The organism is Pseudoduganella sp. RAF53_2, assembly GCF_052113985.1.
In the GTDB taxonomy this organism is placed as follows: Bacteria; Pseudomonadota; Gammaproteobacteria; order Burkholderiales; family Burkholderiaceae_D; genus Rugamonas.
Map to the genome: position 1 here is coordinate 1 of NZ_JBFRDW010000052.1, position 19,914 is coordinate 19,914.

Here is a 19,914-nt window from a genome sequence, read left to right on the forward strand (position 1 = left end):
GCCGTGGCGAGCGAGGTCGGCGCGCGGGAGGCCAGGCGGCCGGCCGGAATCCATTTGCGTAAGGTGCGGAACAGCAGGTCCGGGTCGATCGGCTTGGTGATGTGATCGTTCATGCCCGCTTCCAGGCTCTTGTCCCGATCGCCGGCCATGGCGTGCGCCGTCATCGCAATGATCGGCAGTCCGCGCAGGCGCTCGATGGCGCGGATATGGCGGGTGGCGGTGAGACCGTCCATTTCCGCCATCTGGATATCCATCAGCACCAGATCGTAATCGCGTTCCTGCACCATGCGCAGCGCCTCGCCACCGTGGTGGGCGATATCGACTTCGACCTGGCCCGCGGCCAGGAAGTCCTGCGCCACTTCGCGGTTATTCGGATTGTCGTCCACCAGCAGGATGCGCGCGCCAGCCACGCCGGACAGGTCGCGCGCCAACGCAGGCGCGGGCGCGGCGGCCGGCGCCACGGCCGGATCGCTGTCAGGACTCAGCACCTGCAGCAGGCTGTGATACAGCAGGGCCGGGCCGACCGGCTTGGTGAGGAAGCCGTCCAGCGTCAGCTCGCCTTCCTGCTGCAGCACGCGTTCGCGCGTGCAGGCCGTGACCATCAGAATCGCCGGCGGCGCAGGGTAGCGCATTTCGGTGCGAATGCGGCGAATCGTCTCCACCCCATCCAGCCCCGGCATCAGATAATCCATCAGCACCACCTGATAAGGCGTGCCCGTTTCGACTGCGCGTGCCAGCATGGACAAGCACTGCTCACCAGAACTGGCCGTATCGGCCGTGATGCCGAAAGAACTGAGCATCTCGGTCAGCGCATCGCGCGCCGTCTCCACATCATCCACCACCAGAACGCGCAGCGAATGCAGGGCCGCCACCGGCGACGCCACGCCCGGCGCATCTGCATTGCCGATGCCCAGTTTGACAGTGAAGCTGAAGCGGCTGCCCACGCCCGGCGTACTGGTCACGCGGATCGCCCCGCCCATCAGCTCCACCAGCTGGCGCGAAATGGACAGGCCCAGGCCAGTGCCGCCGTATTTGCGGGTGATCGAACCGTCGGCCTGGCTGAAGGACTGGAACAAGCGCGCCAGCTGCTCTTCGTCCATGCCGATGCCGGTATCGCTGACGGAGAAGCGCAGCGACACCGTATCCGCCTCGCGCGACACGACTTCCACCGCCACCACGATCTCGCCGCGCTCGGTGAACTTCACCGCATTGCCGGTCAGGTTGATCAGGATCTGGCCCAGGCGCAGCGGATCGCCCACCAGCCGCACCGGTACGCCGCGATCGACGCGGAACACCAGCTCCACGCGTTTGGCGTCCGTCTTCGAAGCGGTCAGGCTGGACAAGTGCTCCAGCATTTCGTTCAGGTCGAAAGGTACCTTCTCCAGCGCGAGCTTGCCCGCCTCGATCTTGGAGAAGTCGAGAATGTCGTTGATGATGCCAAGCAGGTGCTCGCCCGCACCGAGAATCTTGTGCAGATAATTGGCGAGCTTGGTATCCGGCCCGGACATCAGCGCCAGGCGGCTCATGCCGATAATGGCATTCATCGGCGTGCGGATCTCGTGGCTCATATTGGCCAGGAAGTCCGACTTCATGCGCGTTGCTTCCTCAGCGCGCAGCATGGCGGTGCGCATGGCCTGGGTACGCAGTCCGAGAATGCGCATGAACACCAGCATGTCGAAGGCATTGCCGAATTGGAGAGCGTGCATGGACCAGAAGTTAGCCGCGACTTTGCCGCTGATAACCTGGCTCAGAATCACGGACGACACAAAGCTGACGGCCCAGCCCACGAGGAAGAAGATCCCCACGCGGTCGCCGCGCCGTGCGCGCATGAAGGCGCCCGGCAGGCCAAGCAGCATGGGCATCACACCCAGCGTGCTGACGATGGCCACCAGCACATCGACGCCGATCAGGTCCAGCGCATACGCCACGGCGCTGATCACGGTCAGCGAAGCGCCCAGCTTCATCAGGCGGCTGAACATGCGGTCCATGCCGGGGCGGGCCAGCGCCTGCTCCACGAAGAGATAAGCGCCGCAGGACGCCATCAGCGCAAACAGGCCGCCCGCGTGCAGYGAGAACCAGGCATTGTCCTTCCAGATGTATTGCGTGCCGAGGCCGAAGAACTCGACCGAGAACATGGTGGTGCCGCCGACCAGCAGCGCGTACTTGCCGAACAGCGGTTCGCGCAGATTGGCCCATTGCGCCAGGCTGTAAAGCAGCAGGCACAGGCTGAGGCCCGTCAGCATCCCTTGCAGCATCTGCTCGTTCAAGGCCGCATCATGGAAGGCGCCGGGACGCGACAGATGCATCGGCAGCAGCATCGCACCGCGGTTCTGAATGCGCAGCAGCAGGGTGTAATCCTGTCCCGGCTTCAGTTGCAGCAACAGGGCCGGTGCGCGGCCGCCCGTGATACCGGCGGAGCGCGGCTGCAGATTGCCCAGCACGGCGCGCTTTGCCAGCTGGCCCTGATTTTCAACCCAGACATCGACGCGGTTCAGCACCGCGAAGTCCATGTTCAGCACCCACTGCCCGTCGCTATTGGGGGATACGCTGACCGGTACGCGCAGCCAGACGACTTCCTTGTGCACGCCCAGGGTGGCGTAGGCCGATGTCGGCACGCTGAATTCATGCGAAGACAGCACCGCCTCCGGCGCCAGCGTGCCGGCCGGATCATTCAGGATGGTGACGGCTGGCCAGGCTTCCACATTGCCGGCCTGGTCGTCCAGCAGCAGCTTGTCCGCCGCCAGCGCCAGGCGTGGGCCCAGCGCGATGAGCAGCAGAAGGAGGCAGCACAAACGCTTCATCAAGCAGCCTTTCTTTGTTTGCGGCCGGTCATGTAGCGCTCGACCCAATTGACCCAGCCCGGCGCTTTCGGATCGTTATGCCACGCCTGGGTGACCGTGTTCACCTCATTGAGCAGGGCCGATGGCAGCTTGAGTGGGCGTGTCTGGTCCATCAATATCTTCACGGTGAGCTGGTAACCCGCCGCCCGCGTGAGCATGCGCGACAGCGAGAACTGCGGCAGGAACAGGCGCACAAAGGAATCGATGCAGCGGATGGTGCCCATGATCAGGACAAATGCTGCGCGCGAAAAGATGGACACGCGTTTGGTCAGCGCCAGATCGTCCTGACACGGGCTGCCGCACAGATAGCGCGTCAGCAGCACGGGGAAAGGCTTCAGCACGCGGAAGGGGATGTAGCCCTGCATGGTCTGCATCAGCGCCCAGCCCAGGTCCGGCCGCGCATCGGGATCGCAATGCTCGCCGCGCGAACGTAGCTGGATGCTGTCGAACATCAGCTTGGCCTGGTCCATGGTATCGGTCATCAGGCGGCGCTCGATGCCCAGCACGTGGCCAAGCACATTCCAGGCGTGCAGATAAGCCTCTTCGTTCTGGCGGGTTTCGCGCAGGCCCAGCGTGCGCAGGCCGCGCAGGAAGACATAGTGGAAGGTCAGCAGGGTGTAGGCCAGTTCTTCCTGATTGCAGGGCAGGCCGGCGCGCTGCACATTCCAGCCCTGGGTGAACAGCGACTGGTGGAAGCTGGCGGCGGGACCCGCCATCGGCAGCGGCGGAATCTCGGCCGGTGCATTGCTGGCCACGGCGTCGCCTGGGTTACCGCGCAGAATCAGGTGCCGGATGGTGGCGTGAATCAGGCGTACTTTCAGCGTTTGCGCTACGCCGCCGCCTTCCGGCGCCGTCAGGCCGCCGCGCATCATCACGGGGAAAATCATGGCGGCCGTGGAGCGGATGCGGTATTCGGTGTGCTGCTCCAGCTGGCCCGCCGCATGCAGCACGGACGCCAGGTCGGGAATCACATAACACTCCGGCAGGCTGGCGCAGAACAGCAGAGTGCAGGACAGCATGCTGCCGTCGATGAACATGTCCTCGGCGCGGGCGATTTTCGCCGCGTCGGCCCAGGAAGGCAGGATGCGCCCGATGCGCACATAGTCTTCCAGCGCTTCAGCGATATGCGGCGGCACGCCGGGCGAAGCCTGCCAGCCATCGAGCTGGCCGTTGTATTCCCAGCGCGCGATTTCGCGGTTCACGATGGCGATGGCGTCCCACTGGGTGTGGTTCAGGTCCGGATCGGGATGGTTTTCCCAAGCGCCGAGGATGCGCGAGATCGTATCGTCCGCCAGCGGGTCCGCCGTGCGGCGGGCGTCGCTTTGAGGCGTGTCGCCGCGGCTCATGCAGCCCTCCGTGCCGGCACCGGTTCATCGGAAGGTGCAGCGACCACTTCATGCTGCCAGCGCTGCAGGCCGCAAACGGCGCACAGCAGCGGAATACCCATGGCGAAGAAAGCGATGGTGCGGGTTTCCACCGGGGTGCCGGCGCACATCTGGAACACCATGCTGCCGGCGTACACGGTCAGTGGCACGCCCATATCGAACTTGCTGAATTGGGCCTTTGGGGTTGGCGCCCAGCGGCGCAGCGTCAGGCGGAACAGGAAGACGATGGTGAAGGACACGGTCGCCCAGCCGAAGAAGCCCTGCAGGGTTTCACCGAACCACCAGCCATCAGTCTTCACCAYGATCCAGGCCTTCAGCTTGAACACCATGTAAGGATCGGCGCCGAGATCATACGCCGTCACCAGCAGGGCAGCCAGCAGCGACAGCACCAGGCCTTTACCCAGCGGGGAGACGCCATCGGAAGGCGTCTGCCATACGATCAGGTTGGACAGTACATAAGCGGTGTAGCACAGCGCGAACCACATCAGCGGGATGACGATGGGCGTGGTGCCCAGCGTTGGACCGAGCACATTGGTGTAGTGGTAGTCGCCGAAAAACCAGCCGAAGTTGGCGCCCATCTCTTCAGCGAACCAGCCGACGGAAGTGGCGATGACGACGAAGTTGGCGGCCGGACGTGCGCCGAGCAGGTGGGTCGCGCTGGTCCAGCAGCACGCGAACATCAGGATCGAACTGGCGATCAGCAGCAGCGTCGTGTCGGACGCGCCRCGCGCCGCGGTCACGGCGAGGAAGGCAAGCAGCAAGATATAGGTGACGCGGTTCAGCTGGGTCATGCGCGAAGCTCCTTTGGTTTAGAGGCGATAGTCGAAACGCAGGCCGAAAGTGCGAGGGTCACTCGGCACAATCATGCCGAAACTGTCGATGGCAATGGGCTGGACCTTGTCTTCCACGTTCTTCACGTAGGCATGCAGGGACCAGTTGGCGTTGTCCRGACGGTAGCCCAGTTGCAGGTCGCTCTGGGTACGCGATGGAATGTGGTAATGCAGCAGTTTGGTCGGCACGCCAATCTCATAGGCAGCGCTGCGGCGCGCCACGGCGCCGGCGGTCAGCTCGCCCACCGGCAGCTGGAAGGCGTGCTCGTAGCCGAGCGTGAAGGTATGTGCCGGTGCGCGGTCAAGCCTGGTGCCGGCCAGCGAATGGATGCCGTCCGGCGTGTAGGAGCGGTAGTGGGCATCGAGCAGGGTGAGGCCATAGCTGATGCGGTCCGCTTTCGTCGGCTGAATCACGCCATCGGCCTCGATGCCGCGCACGGCTGYCACGGCGGCGTTCTTGGTCACGAACTGCGGTGCACCCATGATCACGTCTACGCCGGACACCTGAAGGTTGGTGTAGTCGTAGTAGAAGACCGAGGCATTCAGGCTGGCGCGCTTGTTCCAGAAGCGCGACTTCACGCCCGCTTCCCAGGACTTGAGCTCCTCCGGCTGGTAGTACAGGGTGGACGCGGCAACGGCCACTGGTGCCGGGCAGGGAATGCCCAGCGCGCTGGTGCCGGCCTGGCAGCCATCATTGAAACCGCCCGCCTTGTAGCCGGTAGCGACGGAGGCATACAGCAGCGTGGCCGGGTTGAAGTCGTATTCCGCACCGAGGCGCCAGGTTGTCTTGTGCGTGTCCAGCGTGGCCGCGTTGAGGAACCTCAGGTCTGTGGACGGATTGAATACCGGGCCTTGCTGGAAGTTGGTGGAGCCGACGCGGGACTTGTGATCTTCGGTGTAGCGCGCACCTGCGGTCAGGCGCAGGCCGTCCATCACACGATAGGTGGCCTGGCCAAAGGCGGCCTTGCTGCGGGCGATGGTCGGGCCGTGCGGGAAGACGTAGTAAGGCGTGAGGCCAAGCAGCTGGAGGTCACGGAAGGTGTACAGCTGATCCGACCATTCACGGAAGTAGTACAGGCCTGCCTGCGCGCTCAATGGGCCGCTGCCATTGGTGGCGATGCGCAGCTCGTGCGAGTTCTGGGCGTAGTCCGCGTCAAAGCTCTGGCGCACGCCGATCGGGAAAGTCGGAATCGCGCGGTAGTAATAATTGGTGAGGAATTCGTGATCGAAGCTGCGATGCGACCCCACATAGGTCAGTGTGGCGGGGCCGAAGTCCCTGTTTGCTTCAGCGCTGATGCCGTTGGTCTTCTTGTGGCTGAAGGCCTGATCGGGACGCACATTCGGGGGCACGAAGGCATTGGTCAGCTGGGTGTCAGTGCCGGAGCCATACCAGACAGGCTGGCCGGTGATCACGCCGTGGTAGAAGTTTGTGTCCGGTACGATGTTGTCCGGATTGTCGTCCACTTTGCTGTGGTCATAGCGCAGCAGCAGGGACGCAGCCTTGTTCAGTTCCAGCTTGGCCGACAGGCGCACGGACAGGTCGTCGCGGTCGTTGCCCAGCGAGCGGCCGTCGCCGGAGCCGTTAATCAGGTAGGCGTCATGCTTGTTGTAGGCGGCGGCGAGGCGCAGGGCCAGCATATCGTTCACCGGCAGGTTGAACATGGCGCTGGCCTTGCGGCTGGCGTAGTTGCCCAGTTCGAGGCCGACGGTCGCTTCCATCTGGCGGCCTGGCGCATTCGAGATCACATTGATCACGCCTGCGGTGGCGTTGCGGCCATACAGAGTGCCTTGCGGGCCGCGCAACACTTCCACGCGCTGCAGGTCGTAGAAAGCCAGATTCTGGATTTGCGGACGCGCGATGTAAACGCCGTCCATCATGAAGGCGGCCGAAGGATCGCCCTTTTCGGTGGTGTCGGCATTGGACACGCCACGGATGGTGATCTTCAGGCCGTCGTTGGCGTTTTCCAGATAAGTGTTGGGCAGGCGCGCGGCAATATTGGACGGGCTGTCCAGGCCACCATTGGTAAGTTGCTCGCCGGAAATCACGCTCATGGCGATCGGGGTCTTCGATTGCGGTGCGGCGGTACGTTGCGCAGTGACAACAACTTCAGGAATATAAGCTTCCTGCGCGAGGGCTGCGCCCGACATGATGCTCGAAATCAGAACTGCCAGCTTGCTCGCCATAGGGGGTACTTCCTCGTTATTTGCTACAAAGGCAAAAGTCTAGCAGGTATTATTTCGCGGAAACAGTCCTCAGTCGGCGTCGAAGCCGCATGGATGCTAAGCTGGCCGCAGGAGGTGGCGATGCTGATTCAGACGCTCGTGTTACTTTCGGTTCTGTTGCTGATGTTTTTCTATGTCGGCAAAGCCTGGTCGCGCCGCCTGCGCAGGCGCGAGGTGGCGTCCGGCACGGCCGATACGGCCGGCTGGCTGCTGTTTTTCGGACTGGCCTTTCTCGCCACGGCGGCCCTCGGCGCCTGGCATATCACCAAATTCCTGAATGTCGCGCTGACGGGGACACTGCTGGTGTTCGGCATCGCCTCGCTCGCCGCGGCCTTGTTCACAGGCCGGCGGCGGGCATAGGCGCTTGCCAGTGTTCCCAATAGCGGTCGATATCGCCGCCGAAACCTTTGTAGAGGCGTTTGGCAGCGTCGTTTGACGGCAGCACGAGCCATTGGATACGGCCCGCTCCGATGTGCTGTGCTTCTTCGCGCAGGCGGTCGAGCAGAGCACGCGCAGTGCCTTTGCCGCGCTGCTGCGGCGCGACGTACAGCTCTTTCAGCGTGACCGTGGGGCGCAGGTCGTAGGTGAAGGGCGTGATAAGCCAGACGGCATACGCGCTGATCGTTTTGCCGCCTGCCACCAGAATATGGCATTGGGGACGTGGGCCGAAGGCGCGGATCGCAAGTTCGTCATCGGTAACGCGGAAGTGATCGAGATAGCCTTCAAAGCGCGCCAGCTCGCGCATCATGGCAATCAGCAGGGGCACGTCGGCGGGCAGGGCGGGGCGGATAGTCGTCATGCAGCCATTCTCACCGCCCCCGCGCCGCCGGAGCAGAGCCCAGCGCGCCAGATGCCAGCAAGATCACGCCACGGCTCCGATGCACGCGCTGCTTCGTCCCCGCGCCGCGAGGCCGTAGCGATCAGGCGGAGCACTGCGCGGTCGCGGCGATCAGGCGGAGCGCCCCCAAAAGCGGTTGTGTCGCGTGGACGTAGCTGGCTGGCGCGGCACGCGGCCAATCGCGGTCGCGCCGCGCGGCCGAGGGAGTCGGATGCAGCATGGCAATCGCCACCTTGGCAAGTGGCGACGGCTGGCCCGCGCGGCTGGCGGGCGGCTGCGGGACGGGCGGAATCAGTGGGGGCGGAGTCAGGCTGGGATGGGTGGCGGGGGCACAGGGCGGAGGGTGATGGGGATGCCGGAGAGGACAGCGTTGCCGGACAGGGGATCGCGCAGCTGCTCGTCCAGCAGCGCGTTGATGTTGGCGCCGGGGCGCTCGGCGGCGATGGAGAGGCGCGTGCCGGGCTGGCCGTGTCCCCAGCCGTGCGGCAGGCTGACTACGCCCGGCATCATTTCATCGCTGACTTCCACCTGCACGGTGATGCGCTTGCCATCGCGCGACAGCTCGGCGGCCCCGCCATGGCATACGCCATAGCGCGCCGCGTCCGACGGATGCACCAGCGCCGTGCATCGGTAAGCTCCCTTGGCCAGCACGGGCAGGTTGTGCATCCAGCTATTGTTGGACCGCAGCTGGCGGCGTCCCACCAGTACCAGCGATGGCGCCGGCGCGGCGAGATCGGCTGCAACGCGGGCCAGATCGTCGATCAGCATGGAAGGCGCCAGCTCGATCTTGCCGCTCGGCGTGCGCAAGACCTCAGGCACGCGGGGCGYCATCGGCCCGAGGTCGATACCGGACGGCGCTGCGCGCACCGCCGCCAGTGTGAGCCCACCGGGCGCGCGGCCGAACTGGTCGCCGTATGGCCCGCTGCGCAAGCCCAGATCCAGCAGGCGCTCGACGCCGCGCTGCGGCGCCAGCGCCGCCATCACGGCCGGTGCCAGCGGACCAACGCTGCGTTCCAGGTCTTCCTGTAGCAATTCATCGTCCAGCGCCTCGATATCGGCGCCGGCGCCTCGGCCTTTGAGGATGGCGATCAGGTGCAGCAACGACTGCCACTCGTCCGGTTGGCCGTGGCTGCGGACCAGCATGGGCGGGCTGTAGCGCGCGTGGTTGTGATGCGAGAACTGGGTGAAGCTCACGTCGTAATGTGCATCCTCCAGCGGGGACACGCCCGACAGGATCACGTCCGCATGGCGCGACGTTTCGTTCAGGTAGATGTCCATGCTGAGCATGAATTCCAGCTGATCCAGCGCCGCCGCCAGCCGCGCTCCGTTCGGCGCGGACAGCGCGGGATTCCCTGCGATGGCAATCAGCGCTTTCACCTGCTCCGGCCCCGGCGTATCGATTTCCTCGGCCAGACAGGTCACCGGCAATTCGCCCGCCACTTCAGGCGCCCCGGACACACGGGCCTGATAGCGCCCCGTTACCACGCCCTTGCCGATGCCCGGCTTGCCGCGCGTGTTGGCGGCAAAGGCTGCAGCTTTCGGGAACAGCATGCCGCCTTCCTCATCCAGGTGGCCTGTCAACACATTGATCACATCGATCAGCCAGGATGCCAGCGTGCCATACTGCTGCGTGCACGTGCCAATGCGGCCATACACGGCGGCGTGACGCGTGGCGGCAATCTCGCGGGCCAGTGCGCGGATTTCGTCCGCTGCGATGCCGCAACGAGCAGCCACTGTCTCGGCTGAATAACCGGATACCGCTGCCTGCACTTCTTCCACACCGGCGACGTGATCGGACAAACTGCCAGGCTGCACCAGCTGCTCATCGAACAGCGTATGCACCAGGCCAAGCAGGAAGAATACGTCCGCACCGGGACGGATGAAGAGGTGCTGATCCGCTATCTCCGCCGTTTCAGTGCGGCGCGGATCGACCACCACAATGCGGCCGCCGCGTGCGCGCAGCGCCTTGGCCTTGCCGCGAAAATCCGGCACTGTCCACAGGCTGCCGTTCGACACCATCGGATTGGCGCCGATAATCAGCAGGAATTGCGAACGCTCGATGTCCGGCACGGGGACCGACAGCCAGGTGCCGAACATCAGCCCTGACGACAGCATCTTCGGTACCTGATCCACACTGGACGCCGAATACATATTGCGTGTCCCCAGCGCCTTGGCCAGCCGTGGGAAATACAGCATCAAACTCATTTTGTGTGCGACGGGATTGCCCAGCAGGGTTGCCACGGCATGCGGGCCATCGCGTGCAATGATGGGCAGCAGGCGCCGCTCAATCTCCGCGTAAGCCTCTTCCCAGCTCGCTTCCACGAACTGGCCGTCGCGCTTGATGAGTGGCGTGCGCAAACGGTCCGGATCTTCATGCAAATCTTTCAGTGCCACAGCCTTCGGGCAGAGGAAGCCTTTGCTGAACACATCGTTGTCATCGCCGCGTATGCGCAGGACCGCGCCGTCGGCGTGTTCGATCGTGAGGCCGCAAGCGGCTTCGCACAAAGGGCAAATGCGATGGGAGATAGTCATGGTTGCAGAACTCGTGTCAGAAATTCGCGCACATCGGCTTCAGCGCGGACCGCCTGCGCCGCGTTGCCGCCCGTGGTGGCGCCGGTGGTGATGCAATGACCGATGGCCGTGGTGAATTCATCCAGATCCTGAAAGCGTTGGCCGGTTTTCAGAATACGGTACTCCCACGTCGCCAGATCGATTTCACGGTCCGGGCAAGCCCGCGCCGATTGCGCTTTCGGATGATAGACCGGGCGTTGTACGAAGCTGTCGAAATCGTGGCTGGCGTTGGCGTAGACATGCAGCGTGACGTCCTGGCCTGCCTGGCGCAGCACTTTGGCATAGGCCACGCAGGGCTGCGGCAAGGTGTAATTGTCGGCGCCAGCCAATGCCATCATGATGGGTGCACCCGTCATCGGCTGAGGCTTGGTCCAGTAGCGCAGGCCGCAGCCGGGATAGAAAGCCACGTGCGCTGCGAACTGCAGGCTGTCCTTGATGATCCCCTGGCGGAAGTAGTTATTGGCTGTGTCCAGCGCCACCACGCCGCCACGCGAAAAGCCGATCACGCCAATGCGCCGGCCGTCGATGCGCGGATCGGTGGCCAGCAGTTTCAGGGCCGACAGCGCATCCGCATCATTGGCCGCCTGATCGAGCTGCGACTGGTCGTCCACGGTCGAAGTGATATGGCGCGTAGTAAAGGAATCGACCACAAAGCTGGCGATGCCCATATCGCTGAACAGCAGCACCCAGCGTCCCCAGTCTTTCGGTTCGATGCCGCCGGAGCCGTGYGACAGCACCATGGCCGGGTAGGGCGGCTTGCCGTGGTTCGGCAGCACCAGCGTACCCTGGATGATCGTTGGCTGCGCCTCGTAAGTCCCGTGCGCCAGSTCGAAACGGTTGCGAGGTGTTACGCTGTTGAAGTGCACCAGTCCCGTGGGTTGGCTGGACAAATCTGTGTACACCGTCTGCGCCCGGGCATCGGCCAGCACAAGGGCAGCCAGGGCAAGAAGTGTTGGCAATTTCTTCATGCCGGCCAGCTTAGCATGCGTGCGCGTGTCGAATGGAAATTTTGCTAAGCTTTACGTAAAGGAGGCGACCATGAAAACGACGACACTTGCAATGCTAATGGCGGTGCTCGCACTGAGCGCCTGCAACAAGCCCGACGACAAACGCATTGGCCCTGCCGAACAGGCCGGCCGCCAGATCGACGAGRCCACCGCCAAGGCGTCCGTGAAGCTCGATCGGGCCGGCGACCAGCTGACCCAGGCGGCGCAGGAAACCGGCGACAAGCTGAATAAGGCGGCCGGCGAGGCCAGCCAGAAGCTCAATCGCGCTACCGAAGTGGTGGGCCGGAAGGTCGAACGCGCGGGCGAGGAAATTCAGGAGAACGCCCGCGAGAAGCGCAAGGAAGACACGGGCAAATAATCAGAGCGCCCCGCTGATTACCTTGTCGGCCAGCGCGTACGCCCTTTGCGTGGCGGGACGCGCTGCGATGCGTTCGACCCAGCGCGCGACGGCCGGGTAATCGTCCAGCAACATGCCGTGTTTCTTGTGACCTGCGATCCATGGATAGCTGGCCATGTCCGCGATGCTGTATTCACCGGCGATATATTCGCGTCCATCACTCAGGTGACGTTCCAGCACCCCGTACAGGCGGGCAGCTTCCTTGCGATAGCGCTCGATGGCGTAGGGAATCTGCTCCGGCGCCGCGTGCAGGAAGTGATAGCTCTGTCCCGCCATCGGACCCAGTCCGCCCACCTGCCAGAACAGCCATTGCATTGCCACGCTGCGCGCACGCGGATCGCCCGGTAGGAAGTGCCCCGTCTTCTCGGCCAGATAGAGCAGGATCGCGCCGGACTCGAACAGGCTGAATGCTTCGCCGCCGTCGGCAGGATTGAGATCGACGATGGCTGGTATGCGGTTGTTGGGCGAGATGCGCTGAAACTCCGGCCGGAGTTGATCGCCGGCCGACAGGCGCACCGGGACCACGCGATATTGCAGGCCCGCTTCTTCCAGGAAGAGCGGGATCTTGTTGCCGTTTGAAGTCGGCCAGTAGTGAAGTTCCAGCATGATGATGCCTCAGAGATGATTTGAACGTAAGAATAGTTCGAAATTCTCCCTGCATTACTTACATCGAGTAATAACTCAATCGCGCGCCGCTGTGTTTATCTGGAGCGCGGCCAAACGTAAAGTGCACTCCACCAATCAACTTTATGGAGTTCACCATGACCCAGCAAAAAACCATCATCGTCACCGGCGCATCGCAAGGTATCGGCGCAGCTGTTGTTGAAGCCTTCCTGGACCGCGGCTACAACGTGGTCGCCACCTCGCGCAGTGTGAGCAAGTCCGCCAACCTGAAGCCGTCCGAGCGCCTGGCGCTGGTCGATGGCGACATCGGCGACGCAGCGACCGCCGCCAAAGTGGTGGACGTGGCCCTGAGCAAATTCGGTGGCATCGATGGCCTGGTCAACAACGCCGGCATCTTCATCGCCAAGCCTTTCATCGACTACACCGCGGAAGACTTCAACGCCCTGGTGCACACCAATCTGGAAGGCTATCTGTACATCACCCAGCTGACCATCAAGCAGATGCTGGCCCAGAAGCGCGGCGGCAGCATCGTGTCGATCAGCAGCATCCTGACCCGCACGCCGAACGCGTCCCTGACCTGCGCCGTGCCAATGTTCACCAAGGGTGGTATCGATGCAGCGAGCCTGAACCTGGCGGCTGAATATGCGCAGGCAGGCATCCGCGTGAACGTGGTGGCGCCGGGCGCTGTGGACACTCCGCTGCACGCCAACACCCCGCGCGACTTCATGAAATCGCTGGCACCGCTGGGCACCATCTCCAGCCCGCAGGAAATCGCGGACGCTGTGGTCTACCTGACCGAAGCGAAGAACGTCACTGGCGAAATCCTGAACGTGGACGGCGGCGCCCACAACGGCAAGTGGTAATAAAACCTGAAGCGTGAACCGGGTGCCTGCCACGCCGTGGCAGGCACCTGCTTTGCGTTATGGGTTTCAGTTGCCGGACTTGCTCTTCAGCGGCACGACGTTGTTTGGCGGTGTGCCGTCTGGGGAGTTGCCGAGGACCACGCTGAGGTCGACGAAACCGGCGCGCCAGGCGCGTTCGAGGTCCTGTTCGATGTCTTCCATCGAGGTCTGCTCGAATTTGGAGAAGCCGTGCACGCCGTAGGCGCGGTTGCGGCCGTGGGCCTTGGCGAGATACAGCGCCATGTCGACCAGGTTCACCGCGCGCTCCCATGGCAGCGGCGTGTTGTCCGGCGCCAGAGGGAAGGGCGCGAAGCCGACCGACACGTTCACGTGGATCGTGTGGCCCTGGAATTCAATCGGCTGCGACGAGATGCTGGTCAGGATGCGGCGAGCAATTTCATCCACGCCCGCGCGCGGAATCGCCGGCAGGAAGGCGAGGAATTCTTCGCCGCCCCAGCGCACGATCATGTCCGTTTCGCGCAGCGCCACGCGCAGGTTATCGGCGATCATTTTCAGCACGGCGTCACCCGCGGCGTGGCCGTAGGTATCATTCACGTGCTTGAAGTGGTCCACGTCCAGCAGGAACAGGGCGCCGACGATATCTTCACCGCTTGGGTGGCGGCGTTCGAGATGATTTTGCGAGCGCATGTACTCCTGGAAGTGGCGGCGGTTATACAGCGCCGTCAGCGGATCGAGAGCACTCTGCTGCTTCAGTTCCAGATTCTTCACCTGCAGCTGAGCATTGGCGTGGCGCACCTTGCGGTACAGGAGACCGACGATCACGGACGCCAGCGCGAATACCACAGCCAGTAGCCACCACACGCGCTGCTGTAAGCGGCGGTTGGCGATCTCCGCGCTCTTGGCCTGGTTCTCGTGGCTGAGCATTTCGATCTGGCGCTYCTTCTTTTCGGTGTCGTACTTTTCCTGCAGCTCCCACATGGCCTTCTTGCGCTGGCTCTCGAAAATCTCGTTGGAGAGTTTGCGCTCGCGGTGGTAGGCCGCAATGGCGCCAGCGTAATCGCCGGCACGCTCCAGCGCATCGCCGTATTCAGCCAGCAGTGATTGCAGCTCCGGTTTATCGCCCGCCTTTTCGTAATAAGCCAGGCCGAGCTCGAAGTTCTTGCGGCCTTCGGCGAGGCGGCCCAGTCCCATATAGGCCTGGCCGATATTCACGTACGCCGTCGCCTCGACCGAAATATTATTGATCTCGCGCGCCGCTGCAATCGATTCATTCCCGTAGCGCAGGGCACGCGCAAAGTCGTGCTCCTTCAGCGAGATGTCGGACAGATTCACCAGCGTCGAAGCGATCATGCTCTTCGCGCCAATCTTGCGGACCAGTTCCAGCCCGGTCAGCAGCGCGGCCATGGCGCGCTTGTTCTGGTTGGAATCAATGGCCAGTCCGTACTCCGTGCTCTTGGCCATGGCGAGGCGGCCGGGCGACTGCAGGCGCTCCGACACCGCGATCGTTTCATTCAGTACCTCCCAGCCCTTGTCGTACTCCTTCATCTGGGTGTAGAGCAGGGTGAGGGCATTGAGCGCGCTGGCCAGCGGCACCAGGTCGTCCTTCACCTGATGTGCCAGATCCACCGCGTTTTGCAGCTCGGTCAGCGCGACAGGATAGTTGCCCTGCTCCGCATAAGACTGACCGGAAGTAATCGTGGACTGTACCCGCAGCGGCAGGTCGCTGGTGTTGGCCGCGATTTTCTCTGCGTCAAAAGCCAGCTGATGAGAGGTTTGCTGCTCGCCCATGGCGGACAGCACATAAGCGCGGGTCAGCAGGGCTTTGGCCTGCAGGATGGGATTGTTCTGGGACTTGGCGTAGGCGTCCAGCTCATCGGTCAGCGAGAGGGCGGTCTTGTGACGGCCGACGCTGCGCCAGGCCAGTGCCAACTGGGACAGGAATTCGCCGCGCGTCAGCGGCGGCGCAGCACGGGCGGCAGGCTCCATCTGCTGCAATTGCGCCAGGGCCTGTTCGGGGACGAAACGCACCTTTTCGCGGATCTCTGAGATTTCCTTATCCAGCGGCGACTGCGCAAACGCAAGTACCGGGGCGAGCATGCACACCCCTGTCAGCAAGCGTATGCGGCGCGTTAAGGTCGTGACATGAATGCCTGGCAAGTTGGGTTTTCCTTGTCATCACTGCCCCCTGATGAGGGCAACGTGTCTAGACAATTATATATTTTCGACATCTAATAACGAAGAGGGGATGAGATGCTGGAACTGGCAGGCGTGAGCAAGATTTTCGGCAAGGGCGTGAAGGCGGTGGACAACGTATCGCTGACCCTTCAGCCGGGCGTGGTCGGCCTGATCGGCCACAACGGCGCGGGCAAGACCACATTGATGCAAATGATCGCCACGCTGGCGAAACCCAGCGCGGGCACGATCCGCTTCAATGGCGCCGACATCGTGCGCCAGCCGGATGCAATGCGCCGCCGCCTTGGCTATCTGCCGCAGGACTTCGGCGTCTATCCGAATCTGAGCGCGCTGGAGTTGATGGAATACTTCGCAGCGCTGAAAGGCGTGCGCGATCCGGCGCGCATCCGGCATCTGCTGGAGCTGGTCAATCTGCATGAGCATGCGCGGCGCACCGCAGCCAGCTTCTCGGGCGGCATGCGGCGCCGACTGGGCATCGCGCAGGCGCTGCTGAACGATCCGGACATTCTGATTGTGGATGAACCAACGGCGGGACTGGACCCGGAAGAGCGCATCCGCTTCCGCAATCTGCTGTCGGAGCTGGGCTTCCGCAAGCTGGTGATCCTGTCGACGCATATCGTGTCCGACGTTGAAAGTATCGCAGGCCAGCTTGCCATCATGCGCCAGGGCCGCGTGGTGGCCTTCGAAACGCCGGACGCGATTCTGAATGATGCGCGTGGCCAGGTCTGGTCGGCCAGCGTGGAGGAAGCGGAATACGAAACCCTGCGCGGACAGGTGCACGTGCTGCAAGCGCAGCGCCAGGGTGGGCGCGTGCTGCTGCGCGCAGCGCATCGAGCATGCCTTGCGCCGGCGCCGCATCCGTCGAGCCGAGTCTGGAAGAAGCGTTGATGGCACGCCGCTACGCGCTACAGGAGGCCGCATGATCGCCAATGAAGTGCGCRTGCGTCTGCGGCGCCTGTCCACGCTGATGGTGCTGCTGGCCGTGGCGGTGGTTTGCTGGAGCATGATTGCCGACCCGAACAGCGGCCAGGCCCTGATCGTTGTTGGCCATCAGCGCATGCTGTACACCAGCGAGACGCTGGCCTTTGGCACCGGTGTGCTGGGGAGCCTGACTCTCAGCATGGCGTCCTTCTACCTGGTGCGTGGACGCACGACGCAAGATCTGCGCACCGGCATGGCGGGCGTGATTGGCGCCAGCGCCATCGGCAATGCGCGCCTGCTGTTTTCGCGCTGGGCCGGTGGCGTTGCGTACTTGCTCCTGCTGTTGCTGGCGGTGCTGGGCAGTTCGATCGTGCTGCATCTCGTGCGCGGCGAGGGGCCGCTGATGCTGTCGGTCTATCTGGAGTCCTACTTCCTGATGCTGATGCCGGCTATCCTGTTCGGCGCCAGCTGCGCCGTGCTGTTCGACAGCATCGGCTGGCTGATGGGCAGGGCAGGCGACGTGCTGTACTTCTTCGGCTGGATTGGCCTGATTGCGGTCGCCAGCCAGCTCGATCGGGGCAATGCAATGAAGCTGCCGATGCTGTTCGACTTTACCGGCATTTCCGTTCTGATGGTGTCAATGCGCGACCTGATGAATACTGCCGATCTCTCAATTGGCAACAGTGGCTTCGATGCGAGCCTGGCGCCGCTGGTGCTGCCGCCCGGCATCTGGACCATGCAGGCCTGGATCATCCGTGTCGGCTCCATGCTCACTGCGATGCTGCCGCTGATTCCGGCGGCTCTGGTCTTCCACCGTTATGCACCGGAGCGCGTGCGCGTGTCGGCGGGCAGCAAGCGGCGTTCGCCGTTGGCGATGGTGGATGGCTGGCTGAAGCCCGTCGCGCGTTTGCTGCATCCGGTAGCGCTGTTATCGCTGCGCGCGCCCGGCCTTGCTGGCGATGTGCTGGGCGAACTGGTACTGGCGCTGCGCAGCGCGCCGTCCGCGCTGGTTGCGCTGGTGGGCATAGGCGCCGCTGCGCCGTTTGTAGCGCACTCCGCGCTGCCGGGCGTGATGGTGGCCGGCGTGGCCTGCTGGGGCATCCTGGTGAGCGGCATTGCGCCGCGCGATGCGGAAGCAGGCATGGAAGCACTAAGCCTTGCAACGCCGGGGGGTATCAGCCGCCGTTATCTGCGCCAATGGAGCACTTGCGTGCTGCTGGCGCTGCCGTTTGCCCTGCCGGTCGCACTGCGCTGGGTGGATGCTGAGCCGGTGCGCGCGCTGGCGGTGCTGGTCGGCGTGCTGGCGCTGTCCGTTGCCGCTGTGGCCATGGGCAGCATGGCGCGCACGGGACGGCTGTTCCTGGCGCTGTTCCTGTTTGCCTTGTTTGTCGCGGCCAATGCCACCAATATTCCGGCGCTCGACTTTATCGGCTTCAATGGCGTGGCCACAGTGGAGTCCATCGCCAATCTTGCCAAGGCTGGCGTGGTGCTGCTGGCGGCGGCTTATGCGTGGAGCCGCCGCACTGTTTAAGCAGCCAGCTGCTGCAGCAGATAGAGGCGCTGGTACAGGCCTCCTTCGATCTGCATCAGCGCATCGTGCGGGCCGATTTCGGCGATGCGGCCGTGGTTCAGCACCACGATGCGGTCCGCCTCGCGGATGGTGGACAGTCGGTGCGCAATGGCGATGATGGTGACGCGCCCGCGCAATTCATTCAGCGCTTCCTGCACGATTTGCTCGGTCTGCGAATCGATATGGGAAGTGGCTTCGTCCAGCAGCAGAATGCGCGGCTGGCCCGCCAGCGCGCGGGCAATGGCGATCAGCTGCTTCTGGCCTGTGGACAGGCGCGAACCACCTTCGCCAAGCACGGTATCGTAGCCTTCCTCCATCGCCATGATGAAGTCGTGGGCGTGCGCCGCGCGGGCGGCAGTCTCGATCTGCTGCTGCGTGAGGCCGCGGCCCATGTCGATGTTCTCGCGTGCGGATGCCGCCAGCAGGAAGGGGTCTTGCGGCACCAGGCCCACATCGGCGCGGAACTCCTCGTTGTCGATTTCATCCAGCGGCACGCCGTTCATCAGGATGCTGCCGTGCGGCGCAGGGTAGTAGCGCAGCAGCAGCGAGAGCAGGGTGGACTTGCCGCTGCCCGTGTGGCCCACAATGCCGAAGAAGGCGCCCTGCGGGATATCCAGAGACAGCTTGTGGAGAACGGTCTGCTTGTCCACATAGGCGAAATCGAGATCGCGGATCTGCACCGCCTGCGCGGCATCGTTGGCGGCACTGCGCGGACGGCGCTCGGCACCGCTATGCTCGGCCGCGCTGGCCTCGTCCAGCAGAATGGATACGCGCGACGTGGCCACCACCGATTGCTGCAACTGGCTGAACTGCATGGTGATCTGGATCAATGGTTCGATCACGCGGGCGATGTAATTGATGAAGGCATACAGCACGCCCACTTCGGCCGCGCTCATCTCGCGCTGGCCGAACATGAAGATCACGGATGCCAGCAGGATGATGTTCAGCATGTCCAGCGCGGGACGCAGCAGCCAGGCGTTGGCGCGGATTTCGGCCAGACGCTGGGTGTAGTGCTCGTCGTTTGTTTTCGCGAAGCGATCCCCGAAGCGCCGCTCCGCATTATTCGCCTGTAGTACGCTCATGCCGCCGATCGATTCGGCGATCTGCGCATTGATATCGCTGCGCAGCTGGCGCGCACGCGTGACGGCAGGTGCCGACAGGCGCTGGTAAGCCCACACGATGACCAGCACGAAGGGCAGCAGCGCGACCACGATCGACATCAGGCGCCAGTCCAGCCAGGCCATCGCTGCCACCGTGCCGATCAACACGATGGACGAATCGAGAATCACGAACAGCACCTGGATGTACAGGCCTTTGACCGCCTCGGTGTCGTTGGTGACGCGCGAAACCAGCTGGCCCGTGATGGCACGGTCGAAGAAGGCCATGGGCAGACGCAGCACGTGGCCGTAGACGCGCTCGCGCAGGCGCTGCACTGAGCGCATCGCCACGCCGGACAAGCGCACCAGCTGAAGGTAGCGCACGATGGTGGCGATCCAGCCGGTAATCAGCACGCCGCCCAGCAGCAGTGCCATGCGCGTCCAGTCCAGATGGTGCGGCAGCAGATGTTCGTCGATCAGGCGCTTGCCCAGCAGTGGGCCGATGACTTCCATGCCTGCCGCCAGCGCGAGCCACAGCACGGCCCAGTACAGGTG

At 63.7% G+C, this 19,914-nt stretch carries 15 protein-coding genes; 5 read left to right on the forward strand and 10 right to left on the reverse strand.

The window, feature by feature from the left end; translation table 11 throughout:
- The 4 genes from AB4Z11_RS05295 to AB4Z11_RS05310 form a co-directional block, all read right to left on the reverse strand.
- The coding region (locus tag AB4Z11_RS05295) for a response regulator (RefSeq protein ID WP_442023170.1) at positions 1-2,801 on the reverse strand (2,801 nt) is incomplete at its 3' end.
- Entirely contained in the window at positions 2,801-4,186 is a 1,386-nt protein-coding gene (locus AB4Z11_RS05300; RefSeq protein ID WP_442023172.1) for an oxygenase MpaB family protein, read from the reverse strand. The genes AB4Z11_RS05300 and AB4Z11_RS05295, both read right to left, overlap by 1 nt.
- On the reverse strand, positions 4,183-5,016 hold the full coding sequence (locus tag AB4Z11_RS05305) for a carotenoid biosynthesis protein (protein WP_442023173.1): 834 nt from the start codon (positions 5,014-5,016) through the stop codon (positions 4,183-4,185). Before AB4Z11_RS05305 ends, AB4Z11_RS05300 begins: the two co-directional genes overlap by 4 nt.
- Positions 5,017-5,034: 18 nt before the next feature.
- Entirely contained in the window at positions 5,035-7,239 is a 2,205-nt protein-coding gene (locus tag AB4Z11_RS05310) for a TonB-dependent receptor (protein WP_442023174.1), read from the reverse strand.
- A gap of 120 nt (positions 7,240-7,359) precedes the next feature.
- Here AB4Z11_RS05310 and AB4Z11_RS05315 point away from each other — a divergent pair, with 120 nt between their 5' ends.
- Complete coding sequence (locus AB4Z11_RS05315) at positions 7,360-7,638, forward strand: hypothetical protein (RefSeq protein ID WP_442023176.1); 279 nt, start codon at positions 7,360-7,362, stop codon at positions 7,636-7,638.
- On the opposite strand, the gene AB4Z11_RS05320 is transcribed toward AB4Z11_RS05315, so the two are convergent.
- The 3 genes from AB4Z11_RS05320 to AB4Z11_RS05330 form a co-directional block, all read right to left on the reverse strand.
- A complete protein-coding gene (locus AB4Z11_RS05320; protein WP_442023177.1) occupies positions 7,616-8,077 on the reverse strand; it encodes a GNAT family N-acetyltransferase in 462 nt (153 codons plus the stop codon). The genes AB4Z11_RS05315 and AB4Z11_RS05320 overlap by 23 nt on opposite strands.
- Before the next feature lie 345 nt (positions 8,078-8,422).
- The gene (locus tag AB4Z11_RS05325) at positions 8,423-10,648 is read right to left on the reverse strand and encodes a molybdopterin-dependent oxidoreductase (protein WP_442023178.1); all 2,226 of its coding nucleotides are present in this window, start codon (positions 10,646-10,648) and stop codon (positions 8,423-8,425) included.
- Positions 10,645-11,655: a dienelactone hydrolase family protein gene (locus tag AB4Z11_RS05330; RefSeq protein ID WP_442023180.1), complete on the reverse strand. Its 1,011-nt coding sequence runs from the start codon at positions 11,653-11,655 to the stop codon at positions 10,645-10,647. Before AB4Z11_RS05330 ends, AB4Z11_RS05325 begins: the two co-directional genes overlap by 4 nt.
- Positions 11,656-11,725: 70 nt before the next feature.
- Between AB4Z11_RS05330 and AB4Z11_RS05335 the strand changes: the two genes are divergently transcribed.
- The gene (locus AB4Z11_RS05335; RefSeq protein ID WP_442023182.1) at positions 11,726-12,052 is read left to right on the forward strand and encodes an apolipophorin; all 327 of its coding nucleotides are present in this window, start codon (positions 11,726-11,728) and stop codon (positions 12,050-12,052) included.
- Here AB4Z11_RS05335 and AB4Z11_RS05340 read toward each other — a convergent pair whose 3' ends face one another.
- Entirely contained in the window at positions 12,053-12,697 is a 645-nt protein-coding gene (locus AB4Z11_RS05340; protein WP_442023184.1) for a glutathione S-transferase N-terminal domain-containing protein, read from the reverse strand.
- 155 nt (positions 12,698-12,852) lie between these two features.
- On the opposite strand from AB4Z11_RS05340, the gene AB4Z11_RS05345 reads away from it, so the two are divergent.
- On the forward strand, positions 12,853-13,578 hold the full coding sequence (locus tag AB4Z11_RS05345; RefSeq protein ID WP_442023186.1) for an SDR family NAD(P)-dependent oxidoreductase: 726 nt from the start codon (positions 12,853-12,855) through the stop codon (positions 13,576-13,578).
- A gap of 66 nt (positions 13,579-13,644) precedes the next feature.
- On the opposite strand, the gene AB4Z11_RS05350 is transcribed toward AB4Z11_RS05345, so the two are convergent.
- Entirely contained in the window at positions 13,645-15,675 is a 2,031-nt protein-coding gene (locus AB4Z11_RS05350) for a tetratricopeptide repeat-containing diguanylate cyclase (protein ID WP_442023188.1), read from the reverse strand.
- Between the two features lie 153 nt (positions 15,676-15,828).
- On the opposite strand from AB4Z11_RS05350, the gene AB4Z11_RS05355 reads away from it, so the two are divergent.
- The gene (locus AB4Z11_RS05355; protein WP_442023190.1) at positions 15,829-16,659 is read left to right on the forward strand and encodes an ABC transporter ATP-binding protein; all 831 of its coding nucleotides are present in this window, start codon (positions 15,829-15,831) and stop codon (positions 16,657-16,659) included.
- A 31-nt stretch (positions 16,660-16,690) separates the two neighbouring features.
- Positions 16,691-18,223 carry a hypothetical protein gene (locus tag AB4Z11_RS05360; RefSeq protein ID WP_442023192.1) on the forward strand — a complete coding sequence of 511 codons (1,533 nt, stop codon included), beginning with the start codon at positions 16,691-16,693 and terminating at the stop codon, positions 18,221-18,223.
- Here AB4Z11_RS05360 and AB4Z11_RS05365 read toward each other — a convergent pair.
- On the reverse strand, positions 18,220-19,914 hold a 1,695-nt coding region (locus AB4Z11_RS05365; RefSeq protein ID WP_442023193.1), incomplete at its 5' end, for an ABC transporter ATP-binding protein. The two genes, AB4Z11_RS05360 and AB4Z11_RS05365, sit on opposite strands and share 4 nt — an antisense overlap.